The sequence below is a fragment of the Pseudomonas putida genome (genome assembly GCA_041071465.1).
In the GTDB taxonomy this organism is placed as follows: domain Bacteria; phylum Pseudomonadota; class Gammaproteobacteria; order Pseudomonadales; family Pseudomonadaceae; genus Aquipseudomonas; species Aquipseudomonas putida_P.
Map to the genome: position 1 here is coordinate 735,124 of CP163498.1, position 14,241 is coordinate 749,364.

At 61.5% G+C, this 14,241-nt stretch carries 8 protein-coding genes, 3 tRNA genes and 2 pseudogenes; 9 read left to right on the plus strand and 4 right to left on the minus strand.

What is annotated here, in order from left to right:
* The first annotated feature begins 89 nt into the window (after positions 1-89).
* Positions 90-683 carry a cold shock domain-containing protein membrane protein gene (locus AB5975_03425; GenBank protein XDR20990.1) on the plus strand — a complete coding sequence of 198 codons (594 nt, stop codon included), beginning with the start codon at positions 90-92 and terminating at the stop codon, positions 681-683.
* A gap of 61 nt (positions 684-744) precedes the next feature.
* On the opposite strand, the gene AB5975_03430 is transcribed toward AB5975_03425, so the two are convergent.
* Positions 745-951, minus strand: coding sequence for a SlyX family protein (locus tag AB5975_03430; protein XDR20991.1), 207 nt, complete (start codon positions 949-951; stop codon positions 745-747).
* Between the two features lies 1 nt (position 952).
* Positions 953-1,372, minus strand: coding sequence for an HIT family protein (locus AB5975_03435; protein XDR20992.1), 420 nt, complete (start codon positions 1,370-1,372; stop codon positions 953-955).
* Positions 1,373-2,063: 691 nt separating this feature from the next.
* Between AB5975_03435 and AB5975_03440 the strand changes: the two genes are divergently transcribed.
* The 3 genes from AB5975_03440 to AB5975_03450 all read left to right on the plus strand — a co-directional run bounded on the left by AB5975_03440 (position 2,064) and on the right by AB5975_03450 (position 6,197).
* Positions 2,064-3,347, plus strand: a complete 1,284-nt coding sequence (locus AB5975_03440; protein XDR20993.1) for an OprD family porin — start codon at positions 2,064-2,066, stop codon at positions 3,345-3,347.
* A gap of 160 nt (positions 3,348-3,507) precedes the next feature.
* The gene (locus AB5975_03445) at positions 3,508-5,223 is read left to right on the plus strand and encodes a proline--tRNA ligase (protein XDR20994.1); all 1,716 of its coding nucleotides are present in this window, start codon (positions 3,508-3,510) and stop codon (positions 5,221-5,223) included.
* Between the two features lie 20 nt (positions 5,224-5,243).
* Positions 5,244-6,197: a hypothetical protein gene (locus AB5975_03450; GenBank protein XDR20995.1), complete on the plus strand. Its 954-nt coding sequence runs from the start codon at positions 5,244-5,246 to the stop codon at positions 6,195-6,197.
* A 26-nt stretch (positions 6,198-6,223) separates the two neighbouring features.
* On the opposite strand, the pseudogene dinB reads toward AB5975_03450, so the two are convergent.
* Positions 6,224-7,280 (minus strand): annotated as a pseudogene (dinB, locus tag AB5975_03455) (DNA polymerase IV).
* Positions 7,281-7,501: 221 nt separating this feature from the next.
* Between dinB and AB5975_03460 the strand changes: the two are divergent.
* The 5 genes and pseudogenes from AB5975_03460 to AB5975_03480 all read left to right on the plus strand — a co-directional run bounded on the left by AB5975_03460 (position 7,502) and on the right by AB5975_03480 (position 12,193).
* A tRNA-Met gene (locus AB5975_03460) sits at positions 7,502-7,578 on the plus strand.
* Positions 7,579-7,711: 133 nt separating this feature from the next.
* Positions 7,712-7,788 (plus strand) — tRNA-Met (locus tag AB5975_03465).
* 133 nt (positions 7,789-7,921) lie between these two features.
* A tRNA-Met gene (locus AB5975_03470) sits at positions 7,922-7,998 on the plus strand.
* Positions 7,999-8,259: 261 nt separating this feature from the next.
* Positions 8,260-10,901: pseudogene (mprF, locus tag AB5975_03475) on the plus strand (bifunctional lysylphosphatidylglycerol flippase/synthetase MprF).
* Positions 10,901-12,193, plus strand: coding sequence for a virulence factor family protein (locus AB5975_03480; protein XDR20996.1), 1,293 nt, complete (start codon positions 10,901-10,903; stop codon positions 12,191-12,193). The pseudogene mprF and the gene AB5975_03480 overlap by 1 nt, the downstream one beginning before the upstream one ends.
* Before the next feature lie 34 nt (positions 12,194-12,227).
* On the opposite strand, the gene AB5975_03485 is transcribed toward AB5975_03480, so the two are convergent.
* On the minus strand, positions 12,228-14,138 hold the full coding sequence (locus tag AB5975_03485) for a potassium transporter Kup (protein XDR20997.1): 1,911 nt from the start codon (positions 14,136-14,138) through the stop codon (positions 12,228-12,230).
* Between the last annotated feature and the right edge of the window lie 103 nt (positions 14,139-14,241).

Sequence of the window (14,241 nt, forward strand, 5' to 3'; positions counted from 1 at the left end):
GGCCTGTCACGTGTTCGCGCTCTACACCTCATGCGCACCGTGCTACCAGCTCTTCCTGTGATCGGCCTTATCAACTGTGAGCCAACCCCATGTTCAAGATCGTCCATCTGGTGACGGGCGTGGCAGCTTTGCTGCTATCGCTCATACCCAGCCTGAAAACCGATGCGACACCCTTCCTGCAGCAACCCGACGCGGTCTACCTGGCGCTGCTCGGCCTGCTCAACCTGGTACTGGCCCCGGTCGTGCCACTGTACTACCGCGGCGCGCGACAACAGCTGCAGCATCTAGCCTGCGCCCTGCTGGTGGTAGCCGTGGTACTGCAGACCCTGACGTTGCTGGCTCGCCCGGAAATGGGCAACCTGGCTGCCCTGGTCTGTGCGGTGCTGGCCGTAGCCCTGCACCTGGCCGTGGGCTTTGCCCGCACCCCGCGTAAAGCGCGCAGCAGCCAACACGCGGCACAAGATGTCGGCAGCCGTGATACCGGCACCGTCAAGTGGTTCAACACGTCGAAAGGCTTCGGTTTCATCTCCCGCGATTCGGGTGATGACATCTTCGTGCACTTTCGCGCCATTCGCGGTGAGGGCCACCGCATCCTGGTCGAAGGCCAGCGTGTGGAGTTTTCGGTGATGCACCGCGACAAGGGCCTGCAGGCCGAAGACGTGGTTGCAGTAACCCGACGCTGACGCCGCCTTCTCCGTGAGCGCGGGCTTGCCCGCTCTCACGGAGAGCATGCCCAAGCAGTAGTCAGTAATGCGGCGGCGGCGCCTCTTCCCCTTCGCTGCCGTACTGGCCAACCATCTCTTCATGACGCTTGATCAGCTCGGCCATCTGCAATTGCAGCCGGTCAATCACCCGCCCTTGCTCGACGACCACGTCATTCAGTGCCTGAATAGTGTCATCCTGAAACGCCTGACGGGTTTCCAGTTCCACCATACGCATTTCCAGTGTCATTTCAGGCCTCCTGGTAACCAGCCAATTGCAGCCCGCGCAGGCGCTGGCGAACGGCTTGCAGCTGATCATCGGTGTACGCCACCGACGGGCACTTGCCCCAAACCGGGGCCGGCCAGGCAGCATCGTCGCGCCGGCGCACGATCACATGCATATGCAGCTGGCTGACCACATTGCCCAACGTTGCCACGTTCATCTTGTCAGCGCCGTAGCTGGTCTTCAGCGCTTCGGCCAACACGGTGGTTTCCTGCCACAACTGTTGCTGCTCTGCCGCATCCAGCTCGAACAGTTCGCTGATGCCGGCGCGCTTGGGCACCAGGATGAACCATGGGTAATTGGCATCCTTGCTCAGCAGCAACTGGCACAGCGCAAACTCCCCCAGCACCAGGGAATCCTGCTGCAAACGTGAATCGAGGACGAACACGGCATATCTCCTTCAGGCAAAACCATCCCGCATCGAGCGGAAAACAGGCCTGCAAGGATACCTTGCACATTCCCGGTAACACAGCGCTACTTTTCGCACCAAAATGAGGCCGCCTGTCCGCCCTTCCCACACTTGCCACCCCACAAACGACTCTGGATGAACAAGTTGCGGTAACACATTGACTTTCATGACAGCTTTTTAAATTTTAATGATTCTCGACTCCAATATCTCATCAACCCGCCTTCGGCCCGTATTTACGGCACTTTCCGACCCTCGGTAGCAGGTTTTGTGAAAATTTCATGAAGTGTTGTGAATTTTGAGCACGCTTGTTGCATTCACTTCACGCCAAGTCGGCACGACATCTGCAACGGCAGGTGTACGCGACAAATAACAACAGCGGCATTGGTTACCAGGGAGTTTCCTCAACCAGAATCGGTAGTTACCGATTTGTTACGGTGACAGGAACAGCGCTGGCGTTGTACGGCCCTTAAACCGGGGCGTGATTTGCGACATGGAAATATCTAAAAGCGACATGGCGAAAAAGTTCCGCAAAGAGTGCTTATAGCCATATCGCCAACAACAGTCAGCGTGCTATACATTTTCGCCGACATAAAAAGAAAGAGCTGCCCCATATAACTAAAACACATGGACGCAGCGGTACTCTTCCTAAAAACCAAAGGAGCAAATCACGATGCGCGTGATGAAGTGGAGCATGATCGCCCTGGCCGTTGCGGCAGGGACCTCGCAGTTGGCAATGGCCTCGGCACAAGACGAGTCCAAAGGTTTCATTGAAGACAGCAAGCTGAACGTCAAAACCCGCATGCTGTACTTCAGCCGAGACTTCCGCAACGTCCCGTCTGGCTCCCAGAGCCGCGTTGAAGAAACCGGCCTCGGCTTCCTCGGCACCTTCGAGTCGGGCTTCACCCAAGGTACCGTCGGCTTCGGCGTCGACGCCATCGGCATGCTCGGCATCAAGCTGGACAGCGGCAAAGGCCGTGCCGGCACCGGCCTGTTCCCGGAAGGCTCCGACGGTCGCTCGCAGGATGACTACTCCGAAGGCGGCGGCGCAGTGAAAATGCGCATTTCCAACACCGTGCTGAAGTTCGGCGACCAGTTCACCGCACTGCCAGTACTGGCTACCGACGACAGCCGACTGCTGCCGGAAGTTGCCGAAGGCGGCCTGATCACCAGCAACGAAATCGATGGCCTGACCCTGCATGCCGGTCACTTCACCGCGCTGAACGCACAGGCTCAGACTTACCACGACAGCCTGAACCTGACCGAGGCCAACGTCTTTGGTGGCACCTACGCCATCACCGAAAACCTCAGCACCAGCGTTTACTACTCGCGTGTCGAAGACCACTTCCGCAAGTGGTACGGTAACATCAACTGGGCGCTGCCGATCAGCGACAAGCAAGGCCTGGTGTTCGACTTCAACATTTACGACACCAAGTCGATCGGCGACAACCTGACCGGCGCATTCGTCAGCAAGTCCGACGGCAGCAACGAACTGGACAACATTGCAGCCAGCCTCTCGGCCGCCTACAACATTGGCGCACACACCTTCACCCTGGCCTACCAGAAAGTCAGCGGCGACGGTGACTATGCCTACGGCGTGGACGGTGGCGGCACGATCTTCCTGGCCAACTCGGTTGCCCGTTCCGACTTCAACGCCGAAGACGAAAAATCCTGGCAAGCGCGCTATGACCTGAACTTCGCCGAGTTCGGCGTACCAGGCCTGACCTTCATGACCCGTTACGTGCGCGGTACCGGTGCCTCCACCCGCACCACCGACGACGGTAAGGAATGGGAACGCGACATCGACGTCAAGTACGTGATGCAAAGCGGCCCGGCCAAGGACCTGAGCTTCCGCGTACGTCAGGCCACCTACCGTTCGGGCGATGGCGTGTACTACGGCTCCCCATCGATCGACGAACTGCGTCTGATCGTGGAGTACCCGCTGAGCATCCTGTAAGCCTGGCTTGCAGTGCCCCGCACTTGAAAAAGCCCGGCGATCACGCCGGGCTTTTTCTTGGCTGACAAGTGCCACGCCCTGGGGCATCCTGTACGCCTTCGTTTCACCCCCGTACAATGCGGGGCTATTTCAACGTCTTAGGCAATCGACACGGCTAACCATGCGCACCAGTCAATATTTGCTCGCCACCCAGAAAGAAACCCCTGCCGACGCAGTGGTCATCAGCCATCAGCTCATGCTGCGTGCCGGCATGATCCGCAAACTGGCCTCCGGCCTGTACACCTGGCTGCCGATGGGCCTGCGGGTAATGCGCAAGGTCGAGGCCGTGGTGCGTGAGGAAATGAACGCCGCCGGCGCCCTGGAAGTGCTGATGCCGAGCATCCAGCCCGCCGAACTGTGGCAGGAATCCGGTCGCTGGGAGCAGTATGGCCCTGAGCTGCTGCGCCTGAAGGATCGCCACCAGCGCGACTTCTGCGTCGGCCCTACCCACGAAGAAGTGATCACCGATCTGGCCCGTAACGAGCTGTCCAGCTATAAACAGCTGCCGCTCAACATGTACCAGATCCAGACCAAGTTCCGTGACGAGATCCGCCCACGCTTCGGCTTGATGCGTGGCCGTGAATTCATCATGAAGGACGCCTACTCGTTCCATGCCGACCAGGCTTCCCTGCAGGAAACCTACGACCGCATGCACCAGGCGTACAGCAACGTGTTCACCCGCCTGGGCTTGGACTTCCGGCCTGTACAGGCCGACACCGGCTCGATCGGCGGCAGCTACTCGCACGAGTTCCACGTGCTGGCCGAGTCTGGCGAAGACGACGTGATCTTCAGCGACAGCTCCGATTACGCCGCCAACATCGAAAAGGCCGAGGCCATCCCACGTGAAACCGTGCGCCCAGCCCCTACCGAGGAACTGCGCCTGGTCGACACTCCAGACGCCAAGACCATCGCCCAACTGGTGGAAAACCACGGCCTGGCGATCGAGAAAACCGTCAAGACCTTGATCGTACGCGGCGCCGAGGAAGGCAAGCTGGTGGCCCTGGTGGTACGTGGCGACCACGAGCTGAACGAAATCAAGGCCGCCAAGCTGGAGCAGGTTGCCGACCCGCTGGTCATGGCCACCGACGCCGAACTGCGCGACGCCATCGGTGCCGGCGCCGGCTCGCTCGGCCCGCTGAACCTGCCGCTGGAAGTGGTGATCGACCGTTCGGTTGCACTGATGAGCGACTTCGGCATTGGCGCCAACATCGACGACAAACACTACTTCGGCGTGAACTGGGAGCGTGACCTGCCGGTTCCACAGGTCGCCGACCTGCGTAACGTGGTTGAAGGCGACCCGAGCCCGGACGGCCAGGGTACCCTGGTGATCAAGCGCGGTATCGAAGTGGGCCACATCTTCCAGCTCGGCACCAAGTACAGCGAAGCACTGAAGTGCCAGGTACTGGGCGAGAACGGCAAACCGGTCGTTCTGTCGATGGGTTGCTACGGCATCGGTGTGTCCCGTGTGGTCGCAGCTGCCATCGAGCAGAGCTATGACGACAAGGGCATCATCTGGAACGACGCCCTGGCGCCATTCCAGATTGCCCTGGTACCCCTGCGTTATGAAACCGACGTGGTCCGCGAGGCAACCGACAAGCTTTACGCCGAACTGACCGCCGCAGGCTTCGAAGTGCTGCTGGACGACCGCGACAAGAAGACCAGCCCAGGCATCAAGTTTGCCGACATGGAGCTGATCGGCATCCCGCACCGCATCGTCGTCAGCGATCGCGGCCTGGCCGACGGCAACCTGGAGTACAAGCACCGCACCGAGCAGGACGCCCAGGCGCTGCCGCTCAATGAAGTGCTGACCTTCCTGCAGGCCCGCGTTCGCCGCTGATAACCAATGCACGAGTGATCATGTTCAAGCGAAGTACCTTTACCCTGGGGGGCGCCGCACTGTGCGGCGCCCTGCTCGTCAGCGGTTGCGCCAATCAGATGTCCCAGCGCAGCGACCATGAGGAGCGCGTCGAGCGCAAACTGCTCGAGCACACCCTGCAGATCGATGTCGGCGAGCCGAAGGTGATGGAGCTCCCGCAGCGACGTGTGCGCGTGCATGAGCAGAAGCGCTTCGAGGTCACCGAGTTCGAAGTCACCCGTCGCTATGACCGCTATACGCCTTACCAGCCCTGGCGGGAGATCTATGAGATCCCGCTGGGTGCAGTGGCCGTGGTGGCTGGTGTCGGCGCCAACGTGGTCAATGTCTTCACCTTGGGCAATCTGCCGCAAAGCATCACCCACGACTGGCTCAGCTACGGCGTGGACGGGCTCAACCCGTTCATGAACGTGCCTTCCAACGGCCGTGCGCAGCAGAACCTGGCGGGGATCAGCGAAGTGCAGAAAAGCCAGCGCGAGGAATCTACCAGCGTGCCCTGGAGCGAACGCCTGGTCGAGGTCAAGGCCGGCAAGATGACCCACGAGCTGACCACCGACAGAAATGGCGTACTGCGCCTGAACCTGCTCGACAGCCCGTTTTCCGAGCAGAACCTCAACCACGTCGGCACCCTGCACCTTCAGGTACTCGACGAAGACAATGCTGTGCGAGGTGATGCCAGCCTGCTGGTCAGTGCCACCCTGCGCAACAAGCTGCTCGAGGCTCATGAGCTGATCTTCGATGACCTCGAAGATGACGATGTCGGTCAGTGGGTACATCGGGTCAAGCGCCTGTCCGAGCTGGGCCTTGAAGAGGAGGCCAGCGAAATGGAGCAGAGCCTGATCGAGCTGACCCGCAACGATCCAGAGCTGCAGCAGGAGTTTCTGCAGTCGCTGACCAAGGCCACCGGCCGGTTGGTGGCCGATCCAGGCGTGCAATAACAAATGGGGCTGCGTTGCAGCCCCATTCATTTAGGTGGGAACAGCTCCAGCTGTTCATGCGCCCCGCGCAAGTCGCGCAACCTCACCCCTACCCCTAGCAAGCGCACCGGCTTGCTACCTCGGGCGAACGCCTGCCCCAGCAACTGCCGATAACTCTCCAGGTCCCGGCCCGCCCCCGCCTGTTCCATGGTGGTCTGGCTGAAGTCATGAAACTTGACCTTAACGAACGGTTTGTCCGGCCGGTAACTGTTGTCCATGCGGGCAATACGTTCGTTCAGGCTATCCAGCAGCTCTGGCAGCCGCGCCAGACAACTGGCCAGGTCTGGAAGGTCGGTGTCGTAGGTGTTTTCCACGCTGACCGACTGGCGTCGGCTGTCGTTGTGTACCGCACGCTCATCGATACCCCGCGCCAGCCCCCACAATCGCTCACCAAAACTGCCAAACTCGCGCACCAGCGCTAGCCGTGACCACTCACGCAACTCCAGACAGGTTTCGATACCCAGTCGCGTCAGCTTGTCGGCCGTCACCTTGCCCACCCCATGCAACCTGGCCACCGGCAAGGCTGCAACGAACGCCTCCACTTCAGCCGGGGTAATCACGAACAACCCATTGGGCTTACGCCAGTCACTGGCGATCTTGGCCAGAAACTTGTTCGGCGCCACCCCCGCCGACACGGTGATATGCAGGGTGCGGGCAACACGCCGGCGAATGTCCTCGGCGATGCGCGTGGCACTGCCCGAATACCACTGGCTGTCGCTTACATCCAGGTAAGCTTCGTCCAGCGACAAAGGCTCGATCAGCTCTGTGTAGTCGCGAAAAATGCTGTGAATTTCCCGCGAGGCCTCACGGTAGGCTTCAAAGCGCGGCTTTACGATCAACAGATCGGGGCACAGCTTCAGCGCATGCCGCGACGACATGGCCGAGCGTACCCATAGGCACGCGCTTCATAATTGCAGGTGGCAATTACCCCACGATGATCGGGCGAGCCCCCACCGCCATGGGCCGCCCGGCCAGGCGCGGGTCGTCACGCATTTCGATCGCGGCGTAGAAGCAATCGCAGTCGACGTGGATGATCTTGCGCAAGGACATGGACGACCGTCAGCACTGTAAATTCATACAGATAGTATCGCATGCACCCTGCACTGAAACAGCTCACCCGCATCGCCACACGATAATCGGCCTGAAAGCCCCGCCGCGCCTGTGCCGAATACTGTTCTCAAGCGCTAAGGGTTTGAACAAAAAAGCTTTTTCCAAAACAATTGCTTGACACCAGGAAGTAAATCCGTAGAATTCGATCTCACAGGCGCGGGATGGAGCAGCCTGGTAGCTCGTCGGGCTCATAACCCGAAGGTCGTCGGTTCAAATCCGGCTCCCGCAACCAGATTCGAGAAAAGGCCACTGTTAACGCAGTGGCCTTTTTCTTTGCCCGCTGAAAAGCGTTTTCGAAAAAATCTCGAGAAATCAAAGCTTAGCGCTTGACATACCCCCACAAGCTGTAGAATCCGCCCCACTGACGCGGGATGGAGCAGCCTGGTAGCTCGTCGGGCTCATAACCCGAAGGTCGTCGGTTCAAATCCGGCTCCCGCAACCAGATTCAAGAAAAGGCCACTGTTTACACAGTGGCCTTTTTCTTTGTCCGCGAAAAAGTGTTTGCGAAAAACTTCGTAAAATCAACGCTTGGCGCTTGACACCCAACCAGCAAGCTGTAGAATGCGCACCTCTGACGCGGGATGGAGCAGCCTGGTAGCTCGTCGGGCTCATAACCCGAAGGTCGTCGGTTCAAATCCGGCTCCCGCAACCATATTCGTCAGAACAAACCCCGCCTGTGTAACAGCAGCGCGGGGTTTGTTGCTTTATGCCTCCCTGTTATTCGTCGCCTCGTTTCCCCCTCCCTTCAAGCCAACCCGCAGGCTTGATGCGTTGTGCCCAGGATGAACTATCTTTAACCCTGCCAGGCCGCTGAAAGCGCATGAGGCCGGAGTAACATTGGATACGTTTTCCTAAGGGACTTCCACTTGGCCGCACCTTTCCTTTACCTCGCGCAACTCGCCCGGGGTTGTTCATGACTTCGCACAATCCCGAACCTCCGGTGCCGCTCGCCTCGGCGCTGCCCGGTGCCGTGCAGCGTCTGCCTTTGCTTGAGCGCCTGAGTCGCTACCGCCAGCCCATTGGCCTGGTCGTGACCCTGTTGCTGTTCACCATGGCCTTGATCGCCTGCCGCCACTTGCTCAGCGAGCTGGACATCTATGCCTTGCACGATGCCATGCTCAGCGTGCCAACCCAGTCTTTGCTGGGTGCCTTGCTGGCAACGGTTGTCGGCTTCGTGATTCTGCTGGGCTACGAGTGGTCGGCCAGCCGATATGCCGGCGTGAAGCTGCCAGCACGCAGCCTGGTACTGGGCGGTTTCAGCGCCTTTGCCATCGGTAACGCCATCGGCCTGTCGATGTTATCCGGCGGCTCGGTTCGCTACCGCCTGTATGCACGCCAGGGGCTTGGTGCTGGCGAAGTCGCCCGCATGACCGTGTTTGCCAGCCTGTCACTGGGCTGCGCGCTGCCGCCCTTGGCCGCTTTGGCGACCTTGAGCAACCTGCCGGCGGCTTCGACTGCACTGGGGTTGGCGCCCGGGCTGCTGGCAGGTATCGCCAGCGCGGTGCTGATAGCGTCCGTCTTACTGGTCATTGGCTTATACCGTCGACGGCTGGCCGAGCAACCGCTGGCCAACAACCTGCTCGTTCAACTGGGCCGGCGTACACTTCGCCTGCCTGATGCTCGCCTGGCCGCCCTGCAACTGCTGATCACCGCGCTGGATGTGGCGGCGGCCGCCACCGTGCTGTACCTGCTGCTGCCCGAAGCGCCCCCTTTCGGCGCATTCGTGCTGGTGTACCTGCTGGCCCTGGCTGCGGGTGTGCTCAGCCACGTACCGGGCGGCGTCGGGGTGTTCGAAGCGATTTTGTTGGCGGCCTTTGCCGACCAGCTCGGTGCCGCACCGCTGGCGGCTGCCCTGCTGCTGTACCGGCTGATCTATGTGGTCCTGCCACTGCTGCTGGCCTGTGTGCTGCTGTTGGCCAATGAAGCCCGACGCCTGCTGTTCGCGCAACAGGCCATCAAGGCCGCCTCGGGGCTGGCCGCACCGATCCTGTCGATCCTGGTGTTCCTGTCTGGCGTGGTGCTGCTGTTTTCGGGTGCCACACCGAGATCGACACGCGCCTGGAGCACATGGGCTTTTTGGTCCCGCACCGGCTGATCGATGCCTCGCATTTCGGCGCCAGCCTGATCGGCGTGCTGTGCCTGCTGCTGGCACAGGGCTTGCGCAGGCGCCTGTCCGCCGCCTGGCTGCTGACCACCGTGCTGTTGCTGGTCGGCGCCCTGCTGTCACTGCTGAAGGGCTTTGATTGGGAAGAGGCCAGCCTGCTGACCTTCACCGCCACCCTGCTCGCCCTGTTCCGTCGCTCGTTCTACCGCCCCAGCCGTCTGCTGGAACTCCCCTTCTCGCCGGTGTTCCTGGTGGCCAGCGCCTGTGCGGTAGGTGCATCGGTGTGGCTGCTGCTGTTCGCCTACCAGGATGTGCCCTACAGCCATCAGCTGTGGTGGCAGTTCACCCTCGATGCCGACGCCCCGCGGGGCCTGCGCGCCGCCATGGGCAGTGCATTGCTGCTGGCTGCCGTGGCGCTGACTTGGCTGCTGCGCACCGCGCCGCCAGTGATCCACCTGCCCGATGAAGAAGAGCTGCAACGCGCCAACCGTATCCTGCTGGCCTCCGATCAGCCCGACGGCGGCCTGGCACTGACCGGCGACAAGGCATTGCTGTTCCACCCGCGTGACAATGCATTCCTCATGTACGCCCGGCGCGGCCGCAGCCTGGTGGCGCTGTACGACCCGATCGGCCCGGCTCAGGAACGCGCCGAGATGATCTGGCAGTTCCGCGACCTGTGCGACCTGCACCACGCCCGGCCGGTGTTCTACCAGGTACGTGCGGAAAACCTGCCGTTCTACATGGACATCGGCCTGACCGCCCTGAAGTTGGGCGAGGAAGCCCGGGTCGACTTGCGCCGCTTCGACCTTGAAGCCAAGGGCAAGGAGATGAAAGACCTGCGCTACACCTGGAACCGCGGCGGGCGCGATGGCTTGACCCTGGAAATCCATGAACCCGGCCACGCCCCGCTGGCTGAGTTGAAGGAAATTTCCGATGCCTGGCTCGGCGGCAAGAACGTGCGCGAGAAAGGCTTCTCGCTGGGGCGCTTCAGCCCGGACTACCTGCAGCATTTCCGCATAGCACTGATCCGCTTCCAGGGGCGCCCGGTGGCTTTCGCCAACCTGCTGGAAACCCATGGCAACGAACTGGCCAGCCTCGACCTGATGCGTGCGCACCCCGAGGCGCCAAAGCTGACCATGGAATTCATGATGATTGGCTTGATCCTGCATTACAAAAGCCATGACTACGGGCGTTTCAGCCTGGGCATGGTACCGCTGTCCGGCCTGCAACCACGGCGTGGCGCGCCTTTGACCCAGCGTTTGGGCTCAATGGTGTTCCGCCGTGGCGAGCAGCTTTACAACTTCCAGGGGCTTCGCCGCTTCAAGGACAAATTCCAACCGGATTGGGAACCCCGCTACATGGCCGTGCCGGCCGGGCTCGACCCGCTGGTGGCACTGGCCGACACCGCCGCCCTGATCGCAGGCGGCCTGACTGGATTGGTGAAACGTTGATGACCCGACGCTTTTGGCTGTACCTGCTGGTTCCCTTGCTGCTGGCCGCCCTGGGTGGTGCGCTGGCGTTCTGGCTGTGGACGCGCCCGGCCCCCGAGGCGCGCCTTGAGCAATTGAGCATCAATGACACCAGCATCACCCGGGCTACCCCAGGCGTGCACCCCAAGGCCCGGGTGGCCATCGGCGTGCCACAGGATCAGGCACTGACAGACAAGCAACTGCTGGACCTGAGCCAAGCCGGCGAAGCCCAGCTGGTGCAGGTGATCTTGCCGCCTAACGACTGCAGCAAGCAGCAACAGGTCATGGATCAGGCCCTTGCCGCGCTACCAGAAAAACCGACGCTGGTAGCCGGTATCGGCCCTGGCGCCGCCCAGGCCTGGCGCTGGCTGGCCAGCCAGAACGATGACAAGGCCCGGGCAATTTCCGTGGACTTCACCGTCGAACAACCCGGCTGCCAGGCACCGCTGCCTAAATCGGCTGCCCATGGCCACTGGAGTGTCGCCTGGAACGACAACCCGGATGACGCCAGCGCCGCCTTCGTGCGCGACCAGGCCAATGCCGAAACCAGCATCAGCGACTACGACATCCACCTGCCACAAGTGCTCAAGGCGCAACTGACCCAAGCCCTGGTCGGCCACGACGGCAATGCCCTGGCCATCCCGGTGGTCGAGGTACCGGCTGGGCAGACCACCGACACGGTCACCCTGTTCCTCTCCGGTGATGGTGGCTGGCGCGACCTCGACCGCGACGTGGCCGGGGAAATGGCCAAGCTGGGCTACCCGGTGGTGGGCATCGACACGCTGCGCTACTACTGGCAGCACAAGACTCCGGAGCAAAGCGCCGCCGACCTGTCCGAACTGATGCAGCACTACCGGCAGAAATGGGGTACCAAGCGCTTCGTGCTGACGGGTTATTCATTCGGTGCTGACGTGTTGCCAGCCATCTACAACCGCCTGCCACCAGAAGACCAACAGCGCATCGATGCCGTGATGTTGCTGGCGTTTGCCCGCAGTGGCAGCTTCGAGATCGAGGTCGAGGGCTGGCTGGGCAAGGAAGGTCAGGAAGCGCCAACCGGGCCGGAAATGGCCAAGCTGCCAGCATCCAAGGTGGTGTGTGTGTATGGCGTCGAGGAAACCGACGAGAGTGGCTGCACGGAGAAGACCGCAGTAGGTGAACGCCTGAAACTGCCAGGGGGGCACCACTTCGACGAAAATTACCCGGCGCTGGCCAAACGCCTGATTGGCGAGATCGAGACCCGCCAGGGCAAATCGAGCGTGGCTGAGCAGAACTGACAATGATTGGGGCCGCTTTGCGGCCCCTTGGCATTCAGATCTCGACCTGAGTTCCCAGCTCGATCACTCGGTTGAGTGGCAGGTTGAAGAAGCGCAGGTTGCCGTTGGCATTCTTCAACAGGAACGCAAACAGGTTGCCTCGCCAGCGCGACATCCCTTCCAGCCGCGACGCGATCACCGTCTCGCGGCTGAGGAAGTAGGTGGTGCGCATCGGCGTGAAGTCCAGGTCATCCAGATGACACAGCTTCAACGCCGCCGGCACGTCCGGCTCATCCATGAAACCGAAGTGCAGCAACACACGGAAGAATCCGTCGCCGTAGGCCTCTACCTCGAAACGCTCATGCTCTGGTACCCGTGGCTGGTCTTCGCTGACCACGGTCAACAGCACCACCTGGCTGTGCAGCACCTGGTTGTGCAGCATGTTGTGCAACAGTGCATGCGGCACGGCATCGGAACGTGCGGTCAGGAATACCGCCGTGCCTTCAACCCGGTGCGGCGGCTGAATGCGGATACTGCTGATGAACAGCGGCAACGGCAGTGCGCCTTCGTCGATGCGCTCCACCAGAATCTGCTTGCCACGCTTCCAGGTGCTCATCAGCAGGAACAGTACACCGCCAGCCAACACCGGGAAGGCGCCGCCCTGGACGATTTTCGGCACGTTGGCGGCGAAGAACAGCCCGTCGACGAACAGGAAGCCCACCAGCAGCGGCACGGCGAGCACCGGCGGCCACTTCCACAGCAGCAGCATCACCGCCGACACCAGGATGGTGGTCATCAGCATGGTACCGGTCACCGCCACCCCGTAGGCCGCAGCCAGAGCGCCTGACGACTCGAAGCCGATCACCAGCAACACAACACCCACCATCAGCGTCCAGTTCACCGCGCCGATGTAAATTTGCCCCTGTTCGTCGCTGGAGGTGTGCTGGATCTGCATGCGCGGGATGTAACCCAGCTGAATGGCCTGGCGAGTCAGGGAAAACGCCCCGGAAATGACCGCCTGCGAGGCAATCACCGTGGCCATCGTGGCCAACCCGACCAACGGCAACAGCGCCCAGCTCGGTGCCAGCAGGTAGAAGGGGTTACGTGCTGCCTCCGGGTTTTGCAGCAGCAGTGCACCCTGGCCGAAATAGTTGAGCACCAGCGCGGGTAGCACCAGGATGAACCAGGCCCGGGCGATCGGCTTGCGGCCAAAATGCCCCATGTCGGCGTACAGCGCCTCGGCACCGGTCAGCGCCAGCACCACCGCGCCGAGAATGGCCACGCCCATGCCGGGGTGCACCACGAAGAAGTTCACCGCCCAGCCTGGGTTGAAGGCCTTGAGCACTTCCGGGCTCTGCGAGATGCCATGCACACCGAGCGCGCCCAGCACCACGAACCAGGTGACCATGATCGGGCCGAACAGTTTGCCGATCGTCTCGGTACCGTGCTTCTGCACCAGGAACAGTGCCACCAGTACCACCAGCGAAATCGGCACTACCCAATGGTCGATACCGTCAAACGCCAGGCCCATGCCCTCCACTGCCGACAGCACCGATACTGCCGGGGTGATCATGCTGTCGCCATAAAACAACGAAGCGCCGATCAACCCGCAAATCACCATCAGCGTGCGCAGCCGCGGATAGGCCGCCGTGGCCCGTCGCGCCAGCGCGGTCAGGGCCATGGTGCCGCCCTCGCCCTGGTTGTCGGCGCGCAGGATGAACATCACGTACTTGAACGAAACCACCCACAGCAGCGACCACAGGATCAGCGACAGGATCCCCAACACACCATCATGGTTGACCGGCACCCCATAACCGCCGGTAAAAACTTCCTTGAGGGTATACAACGGGCTGGTGCCGATATCGCCATAAACCACCCCGACCGCCGCCACGAGCAGGCCCAGCGACCGGGCTGCCCCCTGCTTGCCCTCGTGCCCGCCCTCAGCGTGACTGCTTGCCTGAACCATCGACCACTCCCGCACACGGCCATCACGGCCCTTGGTAATCACTCTGCTACCAGGCCCATGAAGGTACGCTGGCGCAACGGCGCGAAGCATAGCGCAGCGTTCG